The 21366-nt window shown below is 63.4% G+C and carries 20 protein-coding genes; 5 read left to right on the top strand and 15 right to left on the bottom strand.

Going from position 1 to position 21366, the window contains the following annotated elements; translation table 11 throughout:
- Positions 1-141: 141 nt before the first annotated feature.
- The 4 genes from AC0L2F_RS07990 to AC0L2F_RS07975 all read right to left on the bottom strand — a co-directional run bounded on the left by AC0L2F_RS07990 (position 142) and on the right by AC0L2F_RS07975 (position 4206).
- Complete coding sequence (locus AC0L2F_RS07990; RefSeq protein ID WP_473248031.1) at positions 142-1329, bottom strand: thiolase family protein; 1188 nt, start codon at positions 1327-1329, stop codon at positions 142-144.
- Positions 1330-1599: 270 nt separating this feature from the next.
- A complete protein-coding gene (locus tag AC0L2F_RS07985) occupies positions 1600-2052 on the bottom strand; it encodes a DUF6789 family protein (RefSeq protein ID WP_063996043.1) in 453 nt (150 codons plus the stop codon).
- 66 nt (positions 2053-2118) lie between these two features.
- Positions 2119-2871, bottom strand: coding sequence for a DUF6064 family protein (locus tag AC0L2F_RS07980; RefSeq protein ID WP_473248030.1), 753 nt, complete (start codon positions 2869-2871; stop codon positions 2119-2121).
- Between the two features lie 114 nt (positions 2872-2985).
- Positions 2986-4206 (bottom strand): acyltransferase family protein, encoded by a 1221-nt coding sequence (locus AC0L2F_RS07975; RefSeq protein WP_473248029.1) that lies wholly within the window; start codon positions 4204-4206, stop codon positions 2986-2988.
- A gap of 222 nt (positions 4207-4428) precedes the next feature.
- On the opposite strand from AC0L2F_RS07975, the gene AC0L2F_RS07970 reads away from it, so the two are divergent.
- Complete coding sequence (locus AC0L2F_RS07970) at positions 4429-6312, top strand: caspase family protein (protein ID WP_473248028.1); 1884 nt, start codon at positions 4429-4431, stop codon at positions 6310-6312.
- 64 nt (positions 6313-6376) lie between these two features.
- Here AC0L2F_RS07970 and AC0L2F_RS07965 read toward each other — a convergent pair whose 3' ends face one another.
- The 7 genes from AC0L2F_RS07965 to topA form a co-directional block, all read right to left on the bottom strand.
- Positions 6377-7045: a helix-turn-helix domain-containing protein gene (locus AC0L2F_RS07965; RefSeq protein WP_473248027.1), complete on the bottom strand. Its 669-nt coding sequence runs from the start codon at positions 7043-7045 to the stop codon at positions 6377-6379.
- 501 nt (positions 7046-7546) lie between these two features.
- Positions 7547-7714 carry a 50S ribosomal protein L33 gene (rpmG, locus tag AC0L2F_RS07960; RefSeq protein WP_007603295.1) on the bottom strand — a complete coding sequence of 56 codons (168 nt, stop codon included), beginning with the start codon at positions 7712-7714 and terminating at the stop codon, positions 7547-7549.
- A gap of 124 nt (positions 7715-7838) precedes the next feature.
- Entirely contained in the window at positions 7839-9164 is a 1326-nt protein-coding gene (locus tag AC0L2F_RS07955) for an LLM class flavin-dependent oxidoreductase (RefSeq protein WP_473248026.1), read from the bottom strand.
- 248 nt (positions 9165-9412) lie between these two features.
- Positions 9413-10159 (bottom strand): NUDIX hydrolase, encoded by a 747-nt coding sequence (locus AC0L2F_RS07950; RefSeq protein WP_473248025.1) that lies wholly within the window; start codon positions 10157-10159, stop codon positions 9413-9415.
- Positions 10160-10192: 33 nt separating this feature from the next.
- Positions 10193-10627, bottom strand: coding sequence for a DUF983 domain-containing protein (locus tag AC0L2F_RS07945; RefSeq protein ID WP_473248024.1), 435 nt, complete (start codon positions 10625-10627; stop codon positions 10193-10195).
- A complete protein-coding gene (rnr, locus tag AC0L2F_RS07940) occupies positions 10621-12975 on the bottom strand; it encodes a ribonuclease R (RefSeq protein ID WP_473248023.1) in 2355 nt (784 codons plus the stop codon). The genes AC0L2F_RS07945 and rnr overlap by 7 nt, the downstream gene beginning before the upstream one ends.
- Before the next feature lie 7 nt (positions 12976-12982).
- Complete coding sequence (gene topA / locus AC0L2F_RS07935) at positions 12983-15742, bottom strand: type I DNA topoisomerase (protein WP_007611239.1); 2760 nt, start codon at positions 15740-15742, stop codon at positions 12983-12985.
- Positions 15743-15970: 228 nt separating this feature from the next.
- Here topA and AC0L2F_RS07930 point away from each other — a divergent pair, with 228 nt between their 5' ends.
- The gene (locus AC0L2F_RS07930) at positions 15971-16210 is read left to right on the top strand and encodes a hypothetical protein (protein WP_473248022.1); all 240 of its coding nucleotides are present in this window, start codon (positions 15971-15973) and stop codon (positions 16208-16210) included.
- Between the two features lie 612 nt (positions 16211-16822).
- On the opposite strand, the gene AC0L2F_RS07925 is transcribed toward AC0L2F_RS07930, so the two are convergent.
- Both AC0L2F_RS07925 and AC0L2F_RS07920 read right to left on the bottom strand, forming a co-directional pair.
- Complete coding sequence (locus AC0L2F_RS07925; protein WP_473248021.1) at positions 16823-17086, bottom strand: flavodoxin family protein; 264 nt, start codon at positions 17084-17086, stop codon at positions 16823-16825.
- A gap of 236 nt (positions 17087-17322) precedes the next feature.
- Complete coding sequence (locus AC0L2F_RS07920) at positions 17323-17793, bottom strand: winged helix-turn-helix transcriptional regulator (protein WP_473248066.1); 471 nt, start codon at positions 17791-17793, stop codon at positions 17323-17325.
- 121 nt (positions 17794-17914) lie between these two features.
- Between AC0L2F_RS07920 and AC0L2F_RS07915 the strand changes: the two genes are divergently transcribed.
- Together AC0L2F_RS07915 and AC0L2F_RS07910 are read left to right on the top strand one after the other, a co-directional pair.
- Positions 17915-18688 (top strand): SDR family oxidoreductase, encoded by a 774-nt coding sequence (locus AC0L2F_RS07915; RefSeq protein ID WP_007611234.1) that lies wholly within the window; start codon positions 17915-17917, stop codon positions 18686-18688.
- Between the two features lie 175 nt (positions 18689-18863).
- Entirely contained in the window at positions 18864-19046 is a 183-nt protein-coding gene (locus AC0L2F_RS07910; protein WP_473248020.1) for a hypothetical protein, read from the top strand.
- A 71-nt stretch (positions 19047-19117) separates the two neighbouring features.
- On the opposite strand, the gene AC0L2F_RS07905 is transcribed toward AC0L2F_RS07910, so the two are convergent.
- Complete coding sequence (locus AC0L2F_RS07905; RefSeq protein ID WP_473248019.1) at positions 19118-19726, bottom strand: FMN-dependent NADH-azoreductase; 609 nt, start codon at positions 19724-19726, stop codon at positions 19118-19120.
- 83 nt (positions 19727-19809) lie between these two features.
- On the opposite strand from AC0L2F_RS07905, the gene AC0L2F_RS07900 reads away from it, so the two are divergent.
- Positions 19810-20220, top strand: a complete 411-nt coding sequence (locus AC0L2F_RS07900) for a winged helix-turn-helix transcriptional regulator (protein ID WP_473248018.1) — start codon at positions 19810-19812, stop codon at positions 20218-20220.
- Here AC0L2F_RS07900 and dprA read toward each other — a convergent pair.
- On the bottom strand, positions 20217-21359 hold the full coding sequence (gene dprA, locus AC0L2F_RS07895) for a DNA-processing protein DprA (protein ID WP_473248017.1): 1143 nt from the start codon (positions 21357-21359) through the stop codon (positions 20217-20219). The genes AC0L2F_RS07900 and dprA overlap by 4 nt on opposite strands.
- Between the last annotated feature and the right edge of the window lie 7 nt (positions 21360-21366).

Below are 21366 nucleotides of genomic sequence, written 5' to 3'. Positions count from 1 at the left end.
GCGGTCATGCGACGGATTTTCGCCTGGTCCAGGTGCCGCGATGAGCACTGCGTTCGAGATGATTCATCGGCTCAACGCTTCCGGCATGCCGGACGACCGCCGCGCCCAGGCAGCTCATATCTTCTTTTCGCGAAGACGCGCTCAATTCATCGATTCAAGCGCAAGCGCGATTCCCTGGCCGCCGCCGATGCAAAGAGTGACAATACCCTTTTTGACACCATCGCGTTTCATAGAATGCAGCAGTCGAGTGGTAAGCACCGCGCCGGAGGCACCGATCGGATGACCATGCGCGATCGCGCCGCCCTCCACATTGACGATGCTGGGTTCGAGGCCCAGATCCTTCGCAACCGCAATTGCGATCGCCGCGAACGCCTCGTTGATCTCGATGCGCTGGATGTCCGAGTTTTTCCAGCCGGCCCGTTCGAGTGCCTGCTTTACCGCCGGAACCGGCCCCAATCCGAACATGCCTGGTTCGACGGCGCCGATTCCGTAGGCGACCAGGCGCGCCATCGGCGCCAGGCCCTTCTTGTCGGCCCAAGCGCGATCGGCCACGATCATCGCCGACGCGCCGGTGTTGAGCCCGGGCGCGTTGCCGGCTGTAATGGTGCCATCTTTACGGAACGCCGGCTTCAGCTTTCCGAGGCTTTCCATCGTGGTATCGGGCCGGTTGTGCTCGTCCTTGTCGAACTTTGTCGGACCCTTGCGGGAGGCAATTTCGACCGCCACGATTTCCGCGGCAAATTTGCCACCAGCCTGTGCCGCAGAAAAGCGCCGCTGTGAGCGTTCGGCCCAACGGTCCTGCTCTTCGCGGGTGATCTGATGTGAGGCCGCGAGATCTTCCGTATGCCATCCGGAATGTTGACCGGAGAAAGCGTCATTAAGACCATCCATCAGCATCGCATCGAATATCTTCGCGTCACCCATGCGATAGCCCCAGCGCCCGGAGCCCATGAGATACGGGGCACGGTCCATGTTCTCCATGCCGCCGGCAATCGCGCTGTCTGTGAATCCGAGCATCACCTCCTGAGCAGCACTCGCAATCGCCTGCGCACCCGAACCGCAGACTCGGTTGACCGTCAGCGCCGGAACACTAACCGGAACGCCGCCATTGATGGCCGCTTGCCGGGCTGGGTTCATCTTGTTGCCGGCCTGAATGACGTTGCCCATGACGATAGTGCCGACATCGCCGGGAGACAGTTTCGCGCGTTCAAGCGTAGCACGGATTGCCACGGCACCAAGATCGACCGCAGGTAGATCCTTCAGCGCGCCGCCATACGTGCCGATCGCTGTACGCACGGGTGAGCAGATCACGACTTCCTTATTGGCCATCAGTCATCTCCGATTCTGAAGCCGCACCGCTTGCGATGGGATATCGGCCAGTACTTAGTAACAGCGTCCGCCGGGGACTTTGTTGAGATGAATCAACGGACGTAGGAAACAGCCCGCGAATTAACGACCATGGGCCGCTCTCTGCGTGAGGCGCTACAGAACCATTCCGAGGAATGTCGTTTGTTGCATCCGAAGCCGGCATTGCAGTGGCCTGCGCTCACGTTGTTGTTTGACCGAGAACGGAATTGCCTGATCTCATACTTAAACGAGTCAGGAATTGAGCGCGTCGTAAACCATGCCCAAGATGACGCTGTAAGTCAGGAGCATCGCCAGCGAGAACAGTGCTGGCGAAATGCCAAGTCCAGCCTGCACTCCGAAAAATCCTAGCCCGATCATGGGAAAGAACACCAACCCCATGGTCGCCCATCCGAGCACGCCGTATGCCATCCCTTTGATCGCTCCGATATTGCCGGGCAGCCATCGATAGAGATGGCCAAAGGCGAAACTGACGAAGGTTGAGCCATTCAGGAATGAAAGTAGCCACGGCACCACTGGATGGATTGCCGTGCCGGTCACATGGCTCAGCGTCGCCTGGAAGCTTTCGTAGGGCTGGAATGATGGAAGCAGTCCAGCCCAAAACTTGAAGTACATCAGCAGCGAATGCGCGATGCTTCCGCACAATCCTGCAACAACTGCCTTCCAAATCATGTTGCCTGAAGGCATGCCAAGTCGTCCATTCTCGGAAGTAGCTTTCCAACATGGGCGCGCGGTCGCTGCCACTCGTTGCAATCATGGGCTCAATTCGGTTGAGGGCGTCAATCTCGTCTCGGCTAGTACGGCAGGTGCATGTCGGTTCCCGACGACGACGATCGGAACGGCAATGAAGCCGCTAATCAGAAGCAGCCAATCCTGCCGAACGTCCAGGAAGATAGCTGCGCTCCCACCGATGATTGACCAGATGAAGGGGATCACCAGGAGCCAGTATGAGAAGCGGTCGGTCGTCATAAGTAAAAGACCGAAGGTGAAGATGGTAACCGGGCAAGGAGCTACACCGAACATCGGTAACGTCGGCCAAGAATGCCCCGCTGCAATTCCGATCATCGGATAGATGAGAGATGCGTAGAGAATAAACCCCGCGCCGATCACTGCTCGAAGCCCGAAACTCATCGCGAAGCGAAGTCGGCCGCGGACGACACCCGTGTAGAGCAGTGCCACGCCCTCTATGACGAACAAGACGCCAAAGGCGAACGCGGCCTTGTTTACCGAGGAGAAGAAGACGCCGTGATAGAAAATGCCGGTGCTCAGCCACATCAATCCGAGGACGGCTGAGACAACGCGATCAGAGGCGCGGCCTTTCCAGAGAACGGCGGCGACGGCGATGGCGCCAAGCGCATAGGCAATAATTTGCGCGGGCCAGATCGCCGTATTGTAGGCCGCGAAGACGCTGAGGAACTGCTCAAGCGTGAAGGGAAGCATGGTGCGCTCCTGCCCGATCGTTTGAGCGTAGAGGACTGCGTTGCTTCGCTGCTTGATGAGGATCAACGTCCCTCGGGGTCAGCTCGCGGCCGAGGGGCGACATGGAGGCTGTCCGTCGCAGCCGCCGACACCGGTGCTGCGGATGGCCTTGCGGCCAGCAGAGCTCTTGTGAGAGCGCGGCTAGGACGCCGCGACCGTCACCTTGACCGAGACGGGCAGCGGAGGGCGCAGCCCTCGAGCCAACGCCGGACGTCTCGATTTAGGCTGTCTCTCCGGCAGCTTTCCGAAATACGCGACGGTCAGTGTCAGCGCGCTTCTGACGGCGGGCTCGACCTTCGCACAAATAAACCAGCAGACCAGAACAAGCATGCCCAACGCGACCCATACGGCCGAGGTGGCATCGAAGCCGGCATCGACCAGGGCACGAATGATTGCCGTGCCAATGACGTTGTGGGTGAGATAGAGCGGATAGGTGATCAGTCCGAGCGTTCTCAAATAGGCTGGCGTCTTGGGGGACGCGATGCCCGCAGAATGCCTGTGCCGATTCGCGGCGAGGGCAATGAGGAGTACCGCAGCCGCCCAAACCGCGATCGGCACAAGGGCTGATTGATCCGAGATGGCGGGGATGGACGTCAAGAAGAACGAGGCGAAAAAGTAGATTTCCGCTGCGCCCGAAAGACAGGTGATGGCGATTGCGAGCTGTTCGAGCGCCGTCAATTGTCTGTTCGCGGAAATGAACAGCCAGATCCCCAGCGCAAAGAAGCAGCCATGCGTCAGCAGGAATGCCGCGCACGGCACCCGAAACATCAGGATGACAAGATAAGGCAAGTCGGACGGCGTCGTGCATGACAGCACGAGCAGCGCGACGGCATTGAAGATTGCGCTGTAGATGGTGAGGCCCCAGGCCAGGTGTCGCAGGGTGACCTTCTTCGTGAACATCGCGCAGAACACGAGACCATAAAACGCCGTCTCGGCGGCCAGCGTCCAATAAACCTCGTCGAGCCACTGTCCCGTGACTCCCTTGGGAACCATCAGCATCGCGTGAATGTAGGGCAGAACGAGTTCGGATGCCGGTCCGCTCCCGAAGATAAAAAGAACGAGGAAGGTCGCGGTGGCGCAAACCCAAACCGCCGGATAAATCCGGAGTGCGCGACCAAGAAGAAACTCGCCCGGCGAAGATGTGCTTGCAGAATTCGCGATGACGAAGCCGGAAATGACAAAGAAGATTTCAACGCCGACCCAGCCGAACCATGTGAAGGGCGCGGCGGACGGGTAGAGAACATCGGCGGCGACGGTGCGTTCGAAACCCGGGACGCCAATCGACACCCAGGCCCAGGACCAGAACATCTGGTGAAACATGGCGACGCCGAGGGCGGCAGCGAAGCGCAGCGGATCCAGCAACGGCAAATGGCTCTTCACGGGAATGGACCGGGTTCATGCAACGATCCCGCTGGAGGTATTGAATTGCTCCATCAAGCTCTTTGAGATGGGTCACACTTGCTTCCTCGCGCTCCAGTCCATTGCCGTCGCAGGTCGGATTGTTGCGTGATGGGCGTCACAGAGCCGGAACTTGCCTTTTGGCAGGCTCCGCCTAGGCTGCGCATACTGCTATCTGGGGCTGTCATGAGCGCGTTTCGCTGGCTTTTATCGTGTCTTTTCATCGGACTGTCCTGCGGCTCAGCACAAGCCGAGCGCCGCGTCGCGCTGGTGATCGGAAACTCCGCCTACAAGAGCGTGCCGAAGCTTGCCAATCCGGCGAACGATGCCGCCCTGGTCGGTGGCATGTTCAAGAAGGCGGGGTTCGACTGGATCGACGTCAGGGCCGATCTCAATGCCTCCGCGATGCGAAAGGCTCTGCGCGATTTCGGCGGACGGGCGCGAGACGCCGAGGTCGCCGTCATCTATTACGCCGGTCACGGCATCGAGCTCGACGGGACCAATTACCTGATCCCGACCGATGCCACTCTGGAGACCGACAGCGACGTTCTCGACGAGACCGTGGGGCTTGATCGTGCGCTGTTCGCGGTCGAGCCCGCGAAGCAGCTTCGGCTTATCATTCTCGATGCCTGCCGCGACAATCCGTTTGCCAAGACCATGAAGAGGACTGTTGCTGCACGCGCTATCGGCCGCGGTCTCGCCAAGATCGAGCCGACCAGTCCGAATACGATGATTGCATTCGCCGCGAAGGCGGGGTCAACGGCTTCGGATGGCGATTCCAGGAACAGCCCATTCGCTGCAGCGCTTGTCGAGCGCTTGCCGACACCGGGCCTCGACTTGCGCAAGGCGTTCGGATTCGTCCGCGACGATGTATTGAAAAACACCGGCTACAAGCAGGAACCCTATGTCTACGGCTCGCTCGGCGGCGAAGATGTCTCGCTCGTCCCCGCAAAGCCGGTCGTTGCCGGACCGCAGGCAAACCCCGACAGCGAGATCCGGCGCGACTATGAATTGGCGCTCCAGCTCGGCACTCGCGATGTGTGGGCCGCCTTTCTCAACCGATATCCAAGCGGGTTCTACACCGACTTGGCCAAGGCCCAGCTGAATCGGATTGCTGCCGAGGATGCGCGTGCTGCGGCCGCAGAGAAGGCTCGGCAAGCCGAAGAAGAGAAGGCCCGGCTCATCGTCGACCGAGCCAAGAAGGGCGAGCAGGACAAGGCGGCAGCCGCCGCCAAGGCGGCCGAGGATGCCCGGCTCGCAGCCGAGAAGGCCAAGCAAGTCGAGGAAGCCAAGGCGGCCGCAGCCGAGCAGCGGAGGAAGGAGGCCGAGGCGGCAGCTGCGACGGCGCTCGCCGACAAGCTCAGGGCCGAGAAGGCCCTCGCCGACAAGCTCGCGAGCGACAAGGCCGTTGCCGAACTGGTCGGGAAGCAGGCGGCCGAGAAACAAGGCTCTACCGCCGCGGAGGAGAAGATCGCAGCTGTAACACCTTCTTCGATCGTGCCAGCGATGTCACCGCAGGAAGTGACAAGACTGGTGCAGTCAGAACTCCGCCGCGTCGGTTGTCTGGCAGCCTCGGCGGATGGCGACTGGAACGCTTCGTCACAGCGCTCCCTGACGCTGTTCAACAAGCATGCGGGGACCAAACTAGACACCAAGCTCGCGAGCTTCGATGCGCTGGATGCCATCAAGGCGAAGTCAGGCCGGGTTTGTCCGCTGGTTTGCGATCAAGGTTTCAGAGCAGAGGGGGATGCTTGTACGAAGATTGTCTGCAAGAGCGGCCTTGAGCTCCAGGAGGATGGAAGTTGCACGCGGCCCAAGAGCGGGGCGACAGCCCGATCTTCGCCGGCGGACGCCGCAGGCACGAATGCGAAACCGCAACGATCGATTCCGTCCGTCGATTTTTCGTCCGGTCGCAAACTCCCCGGAGAGCCGCCGGACGGGTCAATTCCAACCGGTGCGCGAATGATCGTCCAAAGCAGCGCTTGCGGTCGCGGACAGGTGCTGGAGCTGATCGGAGGATCTGTCGCTCACGGCGTTCGTCGCCAGAAGCGATGCATTTCAGCTAATTGATCGCAGCGGCCCCGCAATGGTCAGTCGCGTGAGACCCCAGGGAGACCAAATGCATCAATTCCGCTCATTGATCGAACTCGGTCAATTTTGCTCGATCTCGCAATATGATTTGTCGCTGGGACTGCCCGATGAAGCTGAGAATGTCACGGTCCCTGAGTTGTGACAGGGCACGTGACACCGTTTCCAGCGTCAGCCCCAGATAGTCCGCGATATCGCGACGGTTCATGGGAAGGCTCATCACTCCGGCCGCAGTCAAGCGGACGTCCATTTCGATCAAGAAAGCCGCGACTTTCTCGATTGCCGTCTTCCTCCCGAGCAGCAGCATGTGAGTTTCGGCATGTTGAAGGCTGCCCGTGACGAGCCTGAGCACATTGTTCGTCGCGGTCGCACTGCCACACTTCTGTTCGACGACATGCTGGCGATCGGTCAGCCGGACAATCGTTTCGACAATCGCCTCAGCGGTAAATCGGTGAGCTGAACCGTTCTCGACGCCGAAGATATCACCGGGCAGATGAAAGGCCATGATCTGTCGCCGACCGTCAGCCAACAATTTATAGCTCCGAACCGCTCCGCTCTTGACCTGGTAAAGATATTGGATCGGCTCCGCTTCTCCGAAGATCTCGGTGCCGCGTCGATACTTGAATTCGCTGCAAAACACCGCGTGCCCGGCGAGCGCATTCAGTTCGCTCGAGCTTGGCCGTTGAGGCACAATTTGTTGCTTTCTTACGAGCATCGTTCCTCCCCCGCGTTTTGCGGAACCCAACTGAGGGTATGGGAAAAAGCGGCAGGCAAGGTTGAGGAAGATCAAGTTCAATGTGATGAGCGCAGCGGTACGGAAGCAAGGCGACAAAGGCCGCCAGCTCTTGGGTGCGCTGGCGGCTCAATTGGGGGAAGTCGCTGGGTTCGCTAGGCACTGTTTTGGTTTAATGATCCGCCGGCAGACCATGTTGATCTGAATCGAGTTAAGCCCTTGCCGCAATGATCACGGGCGGAGGCGTAAACCAAGATGCCTGTGGTGGTTCAGATTTTTGAGTTCGCGGCCAACGCACGTCCGCTCGAAGATGTGCCGCAAAGCCGGGACCACGTCTCCGTATTGCGCTATGTAGCTTCTGGGTTCGGTTCTGCGCAGCCGCGCAAGGGCCCTGCAGCGCGTCCGGGACACGAGAGGATGGGGCGCATAATGAAACGGGGCCCGAAAGGGCCCCGCAAAAGTCTTCTACGTTCCGCGATCTTCTTACTTGATCTTGGCTTCGCGGAATTCGACGTGCTTGCGCGCGACGGGATCGTACTTCTTCTTGACCAGCTTGTCGGTCATGGTGCGCGAATTCTTCTTGGCGACGTAGTAGAAGCCGGTGTCGGCCGAGGACACGAGCTTGACCTTGATGGTGACCGCTTTGGCCATGTTCAGAACCTCAGGAATGAAGGGAATCTGGAGCCGGCCAAATGGCCCGCGTTGGCCGGCAACCTAGCCAGAAACGGCCTGATGTCAAGATTTTAGGGCTCGAAAACCGCTCAAATCGGCCCGATTACGCCTCGAAGAACCGGTTTTTAGGCCGCGGCAGGCCCAGATTCTCTCTCAAAGTGGGCCCTTCGTACTCTTTCCGGAAAATCCCGCGGCGCTGCAGCTCCGGGACCACCTTGTCGACGAAATCGTCGAGGCCGGCCGGCAGGAACGGGAACATGATGTTGAAGCCGTCGGAGCCGCGCCCGACCAGCCATTCCTCCATCTGGTCGGCGATGGTTTTGGCCGTGCCGACGAAGGATAGCCCGCCATAGCCGCCGACACGCTGGGCGAGCTGGCGCACCGTGAGCTTGTCGCGCGCGGCGAGGTCGACCATCCGTTGGCGGCCGCTCTTGCTGGCGTTGGTTTCGGGGATTTCCGGCAATTGCCCATCCGGGTCGAAGCCGGAGGCATCCGTGCCGAGGATGACCGAGAGCGAGGCGATGGCGCTCTCGTAATGCACGCGGCTGTCGAGCAGCGCACGCTTCTCCCTGGCCTCGTCGACGCTGTCGCCGACCACGACGAAGGCGCCGGGGAGGATCTTGAGGTGTTCGGGATCGCGGCCGACCTTCTCCATGCGGCCCTTGATGTCGGCATAGAGTTTCTGGCTGTCGGCAAGGCTGCCGCCGCCGGTGAAGACGGCTTCCGCGGTCTCTGCCGCGAGCTGCCTGCCGTCCTCGGAGGCGCCGGCCTGCACGATCACCGGCCAGCCCTGGACCGGGCGGGCGATGTTGAGGGGGCCGCGCACTTTCAGATATTTGCCGTGATGGTCGAGCACATGCATCTTCGCGGGATCGACGAACACGCCGCTTTCGACATCGCGCACGAAGGCGTCGTCGGCAAAGGAATCCCACAGGCCCGTGACGACGTCGTAGAACTCGCGGGCGCGCTTGTAGCGCTCGGCGTGCTCCATGTGGTCGTCGAGGCCGAAATTCAGGGCCGCATCCGGGTTCGAGGTGGTGACGATGTTCCAGCCCGCACGTCCGCCGCTGAGATGGTCGAGCGAGGCGAAGCGCCGCGCGACGTGATAGGGCTCGTCGAACGTGGTCGAGCCCGTCGCGACCAGGCCAATCCGCTCGGTCACGGCCGACAGCGCCGACAGCAGCGTGAACGGCTCGAACGAGGTGACCGTGTGGCTGCGCTTGAGCGCATTGACCGGCATGTTCAGCACGGCGAGGTGATCGGCCATGAAGAAGGCGTCGAACTTGCCGGCCTCGAGCTTCTGGATCAGCGTCTTGATGTGGCCGAAGTTGAAATTGGCGTCCGGCCAGGCCCCGGGATAGCGCCAGGCGCCGGTGTGGATGCTGATCGGGCGCATGAACGCGCCAAGCTTGAGTTGCCGTTGTGCCATCGCCCGGTGTCCGTTCTTGGTGTCGTTCCGGAAGACATAGGCATGCCGCGGAACTCCGCCATCGGGGAAGGCGGGAAGATTATTTTGTTTTTGAGTGGCCGCTCAGCACATTCCCGTCATTCCCGGGGCGCCGCGTAGCGGCGAACCCGGAATCCATCGAGCAGCAAGGACGGTGATGAATGGATTCCGGGTTCGCGCTTCGCGCGCCCCGGAATGACGGAGGAGAGACGTGGGCCCCGCGCGGCCAGTCAGCTCAAAATATCCTTCTGCATCTTGCCGCCGTAGAAATGGAAGAACGGCACCGGCGCATCGTGGCGGAGCGGGCCGGTGGCGAGGCGCGCGTCGAGTTCGTTGAGCACGTTGCGCGTCATCGGATGCAGATCGGCGAGCGGCTTTGAGCCGAGCTCGACCCAGACCAGCTCGACCAGCTCGGCATCGGCATGGATCACGCCGTCGACGCGATGGGCGATCGCGGAGGCGTCCGCCGTGAAGAAGCGCGTGTCGAAGCGCTTGACGCGACCGGGCGGGGTGATCGCGCGCGCGATCAGGAACAGGCTGGACGGGTCGGGCAGCAGGCCCGCATCCGCGAACGGCCTCCAGGCGCCTTCGAGCTTGGCCTTCACCTCGGCTTTGCGCCCGAGGCAGAGACCGGTCTCCTCGCAGGCCTCGCGGATCGCGGCAATCGCCAGCGACTTCGCGCGCGAGGCGGGCGTCTTCGGGCTGCCCTTGGCGAGATTGGCTTCCAGCTCAGCGGTGACAGGCGCCGCGCACGGCACGCGATAATCGTCCTTGTCGACGCGGCCGCCGGGGAAGACGAATTTTCCGGGCATGAACACCACGTTGTCGTGGCGCTTGCCGACCAGCACTTTTGGAGTTGTGCCGCTGCGATCGACCAGGATCAGTGTCGCCGCATCCCGCGGGCGGAAATAAGGATGGTGATCGGCTTCCTTGCCCTCGTGGATCTTTGCCTTCTCGGCTTGCGAAATATCCGTCATGTCCTCACCCAAACCACTTCTTGCTTATTTTGCTTACACCGGCGGAATACCATCCGTCGGGTTGTCGTCAAACCCATGCATGCGCAGAGCCCATTGCAATCCGACCACGGCTCCCTTCACCGGCTGCAGCAGTGCCAGCGAGGCGACGAAGGTGAAGGGCAGATAGGCCGCGAAGCTGATCCAGACCGGCGTGGAGTAATTGGTCTCGATCCAGAGGACGGTGGGCACCACGATGTGGCCAACGATGACGATGACGAGATAGGCGGGCAAATCGTCGGCGCGATGCGGCGTGACATCGAGGCCGCAGACCGCGCAATTGTCCGCGGTCTTGAGAAAGGCGCGGAACAGCTTTCCCTTGCCGCAGCGCGGGCAGCGGCCGCGAAAGCCGCGCCTCATCGCAGCAAAAACGTCGCGCTTCTCGACGAGGCCGGTCTCGCGGGTCCATATCTTCGGCGCCGTGCTCACCATGCCTTGCCCTTCTGGCCCTTGCCCTTGCTTTTTCCCTTGGCTTTTTTGCCCTTCCCGGGCTTTTTCGGCCTGTCCGGCTTGCGCTTTTTGTCGGGGCTGCGCCCGGGATGCGCCTTGAACGAGGGGCGGCGCTGCGGACCGGAGGACCTGCGACCGCGGGGCGCGGTCTCACCGGTCGAGGACAGCAGCTCGAAGCGCAGCGCGCCTGCGATGGGAGCTGCTTCGATCAGGCGGACGTCGACGACGTCACCGAGCTGATGCATGGTGCCGCTGCGTGTGCCGACCAGGGCGTGGCGGCCTTCGTCATAATTGAAATATTCCGTGCCGAGGGATCGGATCGGGATCAGGCCGTCGGCGCCGGTCTCAGCGAGCTTGACGAACAGGCCGGCGCGCGTGACGCCGGAGACGCGGCCCTGGAAGCTCGACCCGATGCGGTCGGCGAGGTGATGGGCGATCAGGCGGTCGACGGTCTCGCGCTCCGCTTTCATCGCGCGCCGCTCTGTCACCGAGATGTGGGCTGCGACTTCGCTCAATGTTTCCGGCGTCTCGGTGTCGGGCAGCGCGCCTTCGCCGAGGCCGAGCGCGCGGACCAGTGCGCGGTGCACGACGAGGTCGGCATAGCGGCGGATCGGCGAGGTGAAATGCGCATAGCGGCGCAAATTCAGGCCGAAATGACCGTAATTCTCCGAGGAGTATTCGGCCTGCGCCTGGGCGCGCAGCACGACCTCGCTCACCAGCGGAAAGTGGTCGTGACCTTCGAGCTGCGCCAGCACGCGGTTGAACAGAGCGGGGCGCAACGCGCCGCCCTTTGCGAACGGAACGTCCAGCGTCTCCAGGAATTCCGCGAGCGCGTGGACCTTTTCCAGGGTCGGCTCGTCATGCACGCGGTAGATCAGCGGCAGCGACTTCTTCTCGAGCATCTCGGCTGCCGCGACATTGGCGAGGATCATGAACTCCTCGATCAGCTTGTGCGCGTCGAGCCTGTCGGGCACGACGACGCGGTCGACCGTGCCGTCGGGCTTCAGCAGGATTTTGCGCTCGGGCAGGTCGAGATTGAGCGGATCGCGCTCGTCCCGCGCGCGCTTGACGCAGGCATAGGCCGCATAGAGCGGCCTCAGGATCGGATCGAGCAGGGGGCCGGTGGTGTCGTCCGGCCGGCCGTCGATCGCGGCCTGCGCCTGGGCATAGCTCAGCTTGGCTGCAGAGCGCATCAGGATGCGATGGAAGCTGTGCGATCGTTTCCGCCCGTCCGGGGCGATGATCATCCGCACCGCGAGCGCGCCGCGCGGCTCGCCCGGCACCAGCGAGCACAGATTGTTGGAGATGCGCTCGGGCAGCATCGGCACGACGCGGTCGGGGAAATAGACCGAGTTGCCGCGGTCGAGAGCGTCGCGGTCGAGCGCGGTGCCGGGCCGCACGTAGAAGCTCACGTCGGCGATGGCGACATCGACGATGAAGCCGCCCTTGTTGTTGGGATCGGGATCCGGCTGCGCGTGCACCGCGTCGTCGTGATCCTTGGCATCCGGCGGATCGATGGTGACCAGCGGGACGTCGCGCCAGTCCTCGCGCCCCTTCAAATTGGCCGGCTCCGCCGCTTCGGCCTCGCGCTCCGCAGCGGGGCGGAATTGCAGCGGGATGTCGTGCGCGTAGATCGCGATCAGGCTGATCGCCTTCTCCGACTTGACCGAGCCGAGCTTCTCCTTGACGCGGCCTGACGCCAGCCCAAAGCCGCGCGAGCGGATGATGTCGACGCTGACGAGATCGCCGTCCTGCGCGCCGTGCGTCTCGGTCGGGGCGATGTTCAGCTCGCGGTCGGCGGACTTCTTGTCGACGGGGATGATCCGCCCGCCGCCTTCGGGCAGGCTGCGGAAGACGCCGAGGATGCGGCTCTTGGTCTTGTCGAAGACCTTGATGATGTGGCCGCGATAGGCCGGGCCTTCGGTTTCATCCGAGCGCTCAACGCGCAGCAGCGCGCGATCGCCAACGCCGGCCGCGGTGCCGGGCTTGGGCCGGCGCGGCATCGTGATGAGGATCTTTGGCGGTTCGCCGCTTTCGACCTCGTCCCATTCGGTCGGGGAGGCGACCAGCTCGCCGTCGGCGTCGCGGCCGGTGATGTCGGCGACCAGCGTCGGCGGCAGGCTGTCCGGCTCTGAAATCGTATGGCGCTTTTTCTTGACGAGCCCGTCGTCGGCGAGCTCGCGCAGCATGCGCTTGAGCTCGATGCGGTCGGCGTTCTTCAGGCCGAACTCGCGCGCAATTTCGCGGGTTCCGACCTTTCCGGGATTTGCCTTGATGAAGGCGACGATGGCTGCCCGGTCGGGAAAGCCACGGTCATTCTTGCGTTTCACTTAACCTCTATTTGGTGCCGGCACTTTTCTTGGCCGGAGCTTTGGCGCCAGCTGCCTTGGTCGGCGACGTCTTGATGGCCGAAGTCTTGGCCGTCGACGACACGGCGGCGCGCGCCTTGCTGGTGGATTCGGATTTGGGTTTGGCCGCCTTCTTCGCGGCCGGCTTTTTGGTTTTTGGCGCGGCGTCATCGCCGTCGGCGGCCTTCGCCGCAGCCTTCTTGGCCTTGGCCGGCTTAGCCGCCTTCTTCGGCTTCTTGCCGCCGCCCTTGGCCGCGCGCTCGTCGATCAACGCGATCGCCTGCGGCAGCGTGATGGCGTCTTTCTCGATGTCGCTCGGGATCGTCGCGTTGACGCCGCCGGCCGTGACGTAGGCGCCGTAGCGGCCGCCCTTCACCGTGACGGTGCCGAGGGTGGGATGATCGCCGATCGCTTTGCCGGGATCGGCGCCGAAGCGGCGGCTCGGGCCCTTGGCGATCTTCTCCGCGATCAGGGTCACCGCGCGGTTGATGCCGATGTCGAACACTTCGTCGCCGGCCTCGAGGCTGGCATAGGTCTTCTCGTGCTTCACGAACGGCCCGAAGCGGCCGAGACCCGCGGTGATAGGCTCACCGGTTTCCGGATGCTTGCCGATCTCGCGCGGCAGCGACAGCAGCTTGAGCGCAAGCTCGAGCTCGACATCTCCAGGGGACGTCCCCTTCGGAATGCCTGCGCGCCTCGGCTTCTCGCCCTCCGCATAATCCTTCTGCTCGCCGAGCTGGATGTAGGGGCCGAACCGGCCGGCCTTGACCCAGACATCGCGCCCCGTATCAGGGTCCTGGCCGAGCGAGCGGTCAGCCGTGGCCTCGCCGTCGGCGGCGAGCTGACGGGTGTAGCGGCATTCCGGATAGTTCGAGCAGCCGACGAAGGCGCCGAACTTGCCGGCCTTGAGATTCAGCCGCCCGTTGCCGCAGCTCGGACATTGCCTGATGTCGCCGCCGTCGGTGCGCGCCGGATAGATGTGCTGTCCCAGCATGTCGTCGAGCACGTCGAGCACCTGGGCCACGCGCAGATCCTTGATCTCGTCGACGGCGCCGATGAAGCCGGTCCAGAAATCCTTCAGCACCTGCTGCCAGGAGATCTCGTTGTTGGAGATGCGGTCGAGCTGCTCTTCCAGATTGGCGGTGAAGTCGTATTCGACGTAGCGGGCAAAGAAGCTCTCGAGGAACGCGACCACGACGCGGCCCTTGTCCTCGCCGTGCAGGCGCTTCTTCTCGAGCTTGACGTAGCCGCGGTCCTTGAGGACCTGGAGGATCGAGGCATAGGTCGAGGGCCGGCCGATGCCGAGCTCTTCCATGCGCTTGACCAGCGAGGCCTCGGAGAAGCGCGGCGGCGGCTCGGTGAAGTGCTGGGTGACGGCGAGCGACTGCCGCTTCAGCGCGTCGTTGGGGCTCATCGCGGGCAGGCGGCGGGAGTCCTCGTCCTCCTCGTCGTCGCGGCCTTCCTGATAAAGTGCGAGGAAGCCGTCGAACTTGACGACCTGGCCGGTGGCGCGCAGGTCCAGCGTGCGGCCGCCGACCTTCGCCGTGATGTCGACCGTGGTGCGTTCCAGCTCGGCCGATTCCATCTGGCTCGCGATGGTGCGCTTCCAGATCAGTTCATAGAGTCTCGCCTGGTCGGATTCGAGCTTGCGGCTCATGCTGTCGGGGCGGCGCGACATGTCGGTCGGCCGGATCGCTTCGTGGGCTTCCTGGGCGTTCTTGGCCTTGGCCTGGTACTGGCGCGGCGCGTCCGGCACGTAAGCGTTGCCGTAATCCTCGCCGATCACCTTGCGTGCCTGGGTGATCGCGGACGGATCGATCTGCACGCCGTCGGTACGCATATAAGTAATGAGTCCGGTGGTTTCGCCGCCGATGTCGATGCCTTCATAGAGCCGCTGCGCGATGCGCATGGTGTGCGCCGGCGCAAAGCCATATTTGCGGCTGGCTTCCTGCTGCAGCGTCGAGGTGGTGAAGGGCGCCTGCGGATTGCGCCGGGCCGGCTTGGCATCGACCGCGGTCACTGCGTAGGCGGCTGCTTCCAGCGCCTTCTTGAAGTCTTCGGCTTCCGCGCCGGTGCCGATGTCGAGGCGCTGGATCTTCTTGCCGTCGGCGCCGACCAGACGGGCCTCGAAGGCGTCGCCGCGCGGCGTCAGCAGGGTCGCGATCAGCGACCAGTATTCGCGCGCGACGAACTTTTCGATCTCGAGCTCGCGGTCGCAGACCAGCCGCAGCGCCACCGACTGCACGCGGCCGGCCGAGCGGGCGCCCGGCAGCTTGCGCCACAGCACGGGGGAGAGGGTGAAGCCGACCAGATAGTCCAGCGCGCGCCGCGCCATATAGGCGTCGACCAGCGCACCGTCGATCTGGCGCGGATGCTTCATGGCGTCCGTGACCGCCTGCTTGGTGATGGCGTTGAACACCACGCGCTCGATCTTGTGGTCCTTGATCGCACGCTTCTCTTTCAGGACCTCCAGTACGTGCCAGGAGATGGCCTCGCCCTCGCGATCAGGGTCGGTTGCGAGAATCAGGCGATCGGCGTTCTTGAGGGACTTGGCGATGTCGTTGAGCCGGCCGGCCGCCTTGGGGTCGACCTCCCAGATCATCTTGAAATTGGCGTCGGGATCGACGGAGCCGTTCTTCGCGGGCAAGTCGCGGACATGGCCAAACGAGGCCAGAACCTCGTAGGACGAGCCCAAATACTTGTTGATCGTCTTGGCTTTCGCCGGCGACTCCACAATGACGATATTCATGTAGTTCCAGTAACTTATGGGGAAATTTGGGGCCGAATTCGATGAGATTCGGGTCGGCCCTTTCGTCCCGAACATGGGTGGTGAGGCCCTCGCTGTCAAATCGAGGGGTGTTGAAAGCCATCCCGATGGGAAAAGTTTCATATCGAGAAAGTTGCAAATTACCACCTTTGAGTTGCGGCCGATGTCGGCGTAATGTTTCTGCGGGGCGATGGATTCGGGTGGGGGCTGGTGACTAAGCCAGGAAAGAAACGGGCGGGCGCCGCGGCGCGCGCGGCGGGAGGCTCGCGTCACGAGGAACCGGGGGAGGGTGGCGTCGAGGAGGCGGTCGCCTTCATCGCCGAGCAGGTCGGGGCACTGCGCAAGCTTGCCGAGCGGCACAAGCTGGACGTGCTGCATTATCTCCTGGGAATGACCAAGCTGGAGGCCGACGAGCATCTGCGGCTACGGAGCAAGCGCAAGCTGTCGTAGCGGCGAAGACCGAGCGGATCCGTCACGCACGCTCTCTTTCTCTCTCCGGAGTCGTCCTGGCGAAAGCCAGGACCCATACCGCGAGGTCCATCGACCTGAGCGCGGTGCCAATTCCGGGGGACGCGGCTTCGCCAAACTCCTCCTTGTGGTAATGGGTCCTGGCTTTCGCCAGGACGACGTTGGAGAGACAGCGCGCGCCCGCTGACCGCCGCGCGGCGGCGGCCGCGACTTCAGCGTGGTATCCGCGTCGGCAAGGTACCGCGGGCCCTTTTCCGTCAGCACATACGCCTGATAGGCGCTGCGCCCGCAGTGACGCTGGGGTTAGCCGTTGCGGCTTGCCATTTTGGCCAATCGCTGGCCGAGATATTCGGCCGTGCTGAGGTCGCTTTGAGGCAAGGTGCTGTCGACCAAATGCGTCGCAAGGCCAAGCTGGCTGCCCAAACGATTGCGGCCGCTCGGGTCCTCCCCGCCCGGAATATCCAATCCGCACCACAGCATTCCGTGCTGCGCGGCCAGAATGGAAAAGTAGGACAGTGTGTGGAGTTGATCGCCGCTTGCGCAGGCGCCCGTGGTGAATCCGGCTGCGATCTTGTTGCCCCATTGCTGCCGGCTCTATCGATCGCTCGAAGCGTCGGCAAGCGCTTTGAATTGAGCGGCTGGTCCGCCCATGTAGGTCGGGCTGCCAAACGCAACTGCGTCGGCGCGGTCGATCGTCTCCAGTAAGCTCTCATTCTGGAAACGGCCTGACACGATGTCCTCGCCGGTGATGCGACATAGCGTGACCCGCGCCCTGTCATCCGCGCCGCGCGCAACCGCATGCGCCAGCTTCTCCGTGGTGCCGGAGATGGAAAAATAGACGATGGCGAGCAGGGGCATGGTGGTGCCACTTTGCGGTGTCCCCCATCTTTGACGCCGTCGATGGTTTGTACAAGCCCTGCCGCGCAACGTTCGCACTCTCTCCGGAGTCGTCCTGGCGAAAGCCAGGACCCATACCGCGAGGTCTGTCGACCTGAGCGCGGTGCGAATTCCGGGTGACGAGGCTTCGCCAAACTCCTCCTTGGGGTAATGGGTCCTGGCTTTCGCCAGGACGACGATGGAGAGACAGCGCGCCGCTATCCCGCCGACCGCCGCCGCGGCGCCGGCCGCGGTTTCAGCGTTGTATCGGCTTGCGTCAGCAATCGCCCATCCTCGGCGCGCAGCTCGAGCTTCTTCACCGGTCGGCCCTTGGCGCGATCGACCAGGATGGTCGCGATCTCCGACGGGCGATCGTCGAAGGCCTCGCTCCATTGCCGCAGGGCTACCAGGATCGGGAAAGTACCGCGGCCCTTTTCCGTCAACACATACTCCTGATAGGCGCTGCCGTCCGACGCGGGGGCCGTCGTCAGGATTCCGTGGTCGACCAGTGCGCTCAGCCGCGTCGACAAGATGTTTTTGGCCATGCCGAGCTTGCTCTGAAACTCGCCGAAGCGGCGCAGGCCGAACAGCGCCTCGCGGATGATCAGCACCGACCAGCGGTCGCCGATCGCTTCCAGCGATCGCGCGATCGGACACGCATCGCCCTCGAAGCTCGTTCGTTTCACCATGGTCTGGTCCTTTCGCGATCGCACGGTCCTGTCGCCGATCACGCGCTCGTGTGGTTGCATCATAAAACCATATGTCCTAGATGGCAATCATAGTTTTATGATGCAACCACTGGAGGCGAACGTGAGACTGAAGAACAAGACGGCCCTGATCACCGGCGGCAATAGCGGCATTGGACTGGCAACGGCAAAGCTGTTCGTGGCCGAGGGCGCCAAGGTGGTGATCACCGGGCGCAACAAGGAGACGCTCGAGGCGGCCGCGAAGGAGCTCGGTCCGAACGCGCTCGCGCTGGCCGCGGACGCCACCGACATCGCCGCCACCGAAGCTGCGATCAAAAAGGGCGCCGAAAAGTTCGGCAAGTTCGACATCGTGTTCGCCAATGCCGGCATCGCCGGCGGCACGCCGCTCGGTTCGGCCACGCTGGAGGTCTTCGAGAAGGTCATCAGCACCAATCTGACCGGCGTGTTCTTCACCGTTCAGTCCGCGCTGCCTTATCTCAACGACAACGCTTCGATCATCCTCAGCGGCTCGGTGATCTCCGTGCTCGGCATTCCCGGCTATTCGGCGTATGGCGCCGCCAAGGCCGGCGTGCGGGCGATGGCGCGGATCATGGCATCAGAACTGTCGCCGCGCGGCATTCGCGTCAACGTGGTCGCGCCCGGTGCGATCCGCACGCCGATCTGGGGGCCTGCGACCGCGACGCCCGAAGCCGAGAAGGCGTTCGAGAAGCGGATCGCACTGACGACGCCGCTGGGGCGCATTGGTGAAACAGATCACGTCGCGAAGACGGTGCTGTTCCTCGCCTCCGACGATTCCGCGCATGTGCAGGGCCAGGAAATCTTCGTCGATGGCGGCGCGGTCGCCTCGCCGAGCGGCGCGCCGATCTATCGCGGCTGATCGATTGAAGTGAAAATTGAATCGGTCGGCGCGCGCAAACCGGTTGCGCCGGCCGGTTCCCACGCCTCGCGAGCTGTATTTTCTGAACCTTGCGTGAGGCGTTGAACCTTCGCTTGCGCTGCCAAGACACTTTTACGGGCAGGGTCACGAAGACTCATTTTCAAGGGAGCCCGATATGCCAAAGGCAGTACGTATTATTTCCCCGATTTCAGCACCGCGTATTTACACCGAAAACTCCGCAGCTCCCGCCAAGCGTTCCGACACCTCCGAGTTCATCGGGATCGTTCTTTTCTCCGGCATCGGCCTGTTCGTTTCGCTGGTCGCCGTCATCCTGGGCATTCCGGGCGCCTGGTTCTAACTTCGCCGATCGCGCGCCGTTCAATCAGCCGCCGCGACCGAGTTGCGGCGGCTGATGATGTGCGGGTTGCCTCAGGCCGCGCGCAGGGTGGTCGCCGCCTCGAGCGCGCTTGCGAGCGACTTCTCGCGATGCTCCGGCCCGACCTGGATGCCGTCGGCACTGATGAATTCGGGACTGTGAATGCCCATGAAGCCGAACACGCCGCGCAGATACGTTTCCAGATGCTCCAGCGACGAGGCGGGCGAGCCAGCGCCGTAATAACCCCCGCGCGAGATCGCGAAGATCACGCGCTTGCCGCCGGCGAGACCCTGCGGTCCGTTGGCCCCGTAGCTGAACGTCTTCCCCGCCACCAGGATCCGGTCGATCCAGGCCTTGAGCTGGCTCGGAATCGTGAAATTGTACATGGGCGCGCCGATCACGACGATGTCGGCGGCAAGGAATTCGGCCAGCGCGGCCTTGCTGGCGGCGAGGTCGGGGCCGAGTTCCTCCGGGGCAGGCGCGCCTTGCGCGGCCGCGAGATGCGAACCGGAGAGATGGGCGAGCGGGCTCCGCGTCAGGTCGCGATAGACGATGTCGAGCGATGGCGTCGCCTGCCTGAGACGATCGACGATGGCGGCGGAGACCTGCCGGGAAACGGAGTGGGAGCCGAGCACGCTGGAGTCGATGTGGAGGAGTTTCATTCGGGATCACCCTGGTATAAGTTTGTAACCAGAGCTACATGAGTGACTATCGAAATCCCCGCAAGAACGCACCTTTTTGAGCCATGGGCACATCCCTGAAACCTGCGCACATCGATTTGCCTGCCACGCCGATGCCGGATCCCAACCATGCGGACTGCCGCGGCGTCGCCTCGATCCTCGCGCGCGTCGGCGACAAATGGAGCGTGTTCGTCATCATGATGCTGAGCGATGGGCCGAAGCGCTTCAACGAGCTCAAGCGCATGATCAACGGCATCTCGCAGCGGATGCTGACCTTGACGCTGCGCGGGCTCGAGCGTGACGGCCTGGTCACACGCACGATCTTCCCGACCATTCCGCCGCGCGTGGACTACGAGCTGACCGATCTCGGCCGCGGGCTGCAACAGCCGGTGAAGGCACTCGGCGAATGGGCGATCACGCATCAAGAGCAGATCGCCTCGGCGCGGACGCGCTTCGACAAGCGGAACACTCCTTAGAGCAGCGAGACCAAGCCTCCGCCGTGGCGTTCGAGCCGGCCGGCGAGTTCGAGCTCCAAGAGCACGGTGCGCACGATCGCAGGCGAGGCGCCGGACATCCGCACGAGATCGTCGATCGTGACAGGGGCAGGGCCGAGCAGGCCGGTGATCTGGTCGCGGTCGTGTCCTTGCGGATCGCTTTCGAGCGGCTCGCTGTCGGGCTCGCTCGCGGTGCGCATCAGCGGCCGCTCCATGATCGGTGCGACAGCGTTGACGACGTCGGCGGCTTCGGTGACGAGCGTCGCGCCCTGCTTGATCAGATCGTTGGTGCCGGCGGCGCGCGGATCGAGCGGCGAACCCGGCACCGCGAACACTTCGCGCCCCTGTTCGGCGGCCATTCGCGCGGTGATCAGTGAGCCCGAGCGATGCGCCGCCTCCACCACGACGACGCCGAGCGCGGCGCCCGAGATCAGCCGGTTGCGGCGGGGGAAGTCGCGGGCGCGCGGCTCGTGGCCGAGCGGCATCTCGGAGATCGCGGCACCCTTGCGGTCGAGGATCGAGGCCAGCAGGTCGCCATGCTCCGGCGGATAGATGCAGTCATGGCCGCCGGCGAGCACGGCGATGGTGCCGCTCTCGACGCTGGCGCGGTGCGCGGCCTGGTCGACGCCGCGGGCGAGGCCGGAGATGACGACAAAGCCGGCTTCACCAAGTTCGCGGGCGAGCTGACCGGCGAATTTCAAGCCTGCACCGGAGGCGTTGCGCGAGCCGACGATTGCGATCATCGGCCGCATCAGCGTTGCATTGTCGCCGCGCGCGGCGAGCAGCGGCGGCGCATCGTCGAGCGTTGCCAGCCGCGCCGGATAGCCGTCCTCGCCGGGCGCGAGCCAGGCGATGCCGAACTTGCGGCTCGCGGCGAGTTCGGCTTTCGCCTCGTCGGCGCTACAGATGCGCGCCGATCGCTGCGCACCGCCGCGGCGTGCGAGATCCGGCAGTCGCTCCAGCGCCGCGCGCGCCGTGCCGAAATGATCGACCAGCGACCGGAACGTGCGCGGCCCGACATTGTCGGACCGGATCAGCCGCAGGCGGTCGATCCTGTCGGCCTCGGTCAGCTCCACGCTCGGATTGATGGCGTCCACGGCAGCTCCTTGCAGGCACAGCATGGAACAA

Source organism: Bradyrhizobium sp. Ken64, assembly GCF_055807555.1.
The sequence above is the reverse complement of the archived record's forward strand: the minus strand, read 5'-3'. Positions and strand labels throughout refer to the sequence as shown.

What these genes read in the sequence shown, in the direction of transcription:
- AC0L2F_RS07925 (WP_473248021.1), bottom strand. Translation starts at nt 17,086, where the DNA reads ATGCCCCTGCTCGCCATCGTCTATTTTTCCATCTCCGGCACCACGGAG.
- AC0L2F_RS07950 (WP_473248025.1), bottom strand. Translation starts at nt 10,159, where the DNA reads ATGACGGATATTTCGCAAGCCGAGAAGGCAAAGATCCACGAGGGCAAG.
- AC0L2F_RS07905 (WP_473248019.1), bottom strand. Translation starts at nt 19,726, where the DNA reads ATGAAACTCCTCCACATCGACTCCAGCGTGCTCGGCTCCCACTCCGTT.
- rpmG (WP_007603295.1), bottom strand. Translation starts at nt 7,714, where the DNA reads ATGGCCAAAGCGGTCACCATCAAGGTCAAGCTCGTGTCCTCGGCCGAC.
- AC0L2F_RS07985 (WP_063996043.1), bottom strand. Translation starts at nt 2,052, where the DNA reads ATGCCTTCAGGCAACATGATTTGGAAGGCAGTTGTTGCAGGATTGTGC.
- AC0L2F_RS07970 (WP_473248028.1), top strand. Translation starts at nt 4,429, where the DNA reads ATGAGCGCGTTTCGCTGGCTTTTATCGTGTCTTTTCATCGGACTGTCC.
- AC0L2F_RS07920 (WP_473248066.1), bottom strand. Translation starts at nt 17,793, where the DNA reads ATGGTGAAACGAACGAGCTTCGAGGGCGATGCGTGTCCGATCGCGCGA.
- AC0L2F_RS07945 (WP_473248024.1), bottom strand. Translation starts at nt 10,627, where the DNA reads ATGGTGAGCACGGCGCCGAAGATATGGACCCGCGAGACCGGCCTCGTC.
- AC0L2F_RS07910 (WP_473248020.1), top strand. Translation starts at nt 18,864, where the DNA reads ATGCCAAAGGCAGTACGTATTATTTCCCCGATTTCAGCACCGCGTATT.
- topA (WP_007611239.1), bottom strand. Translation starts at nt 15,742, where the DNA reads ATGAATATCGTCATTGTGGAGTCGCCGGCGAAAGCCAAGACGATCAAC.
- AC0L2F_RS07990 (WP_473248031.1), bottom strand. Translation starts at nt 1,329, where the DNA reads ATGGCCAATAAGGAAGTCGTGATCTGCTCACCCGTGCGTACAGCGATC.
- dprA (WP_473248017.1), bottom strand. Translation starts at nt 21,359, where the DNA reads ATGCTGTGCCTGCAAGGAGCTGCCGTGGACGCCATCAATCCGAGCGTG.
- AC0L2F_RS07955 (WP_473248026.1), bottom strand. Translation starts at nt 9,164, where the DNA reads ATGGCACAACGGCAACTCAAGCTTGGCGCGTTCATGCGCCCGATCAGC.
- AC0L2F_RS07965 (WP_473248027.1), bottom strand. Translation starts at nt 7,045, where the DNA reads ATGCTCGTAAGAAAGCAACAAATTGTGCCTCAACGGCCAAGCTCGAGC.
- AC0L2F_RS07900 (WP_473248018.1), top strand. Translation starts at nt 19,810, where the DNA reads ATGGGCACATCCCTGAAACCTGCGCACATCGATTTGCCTGCCACGCCG.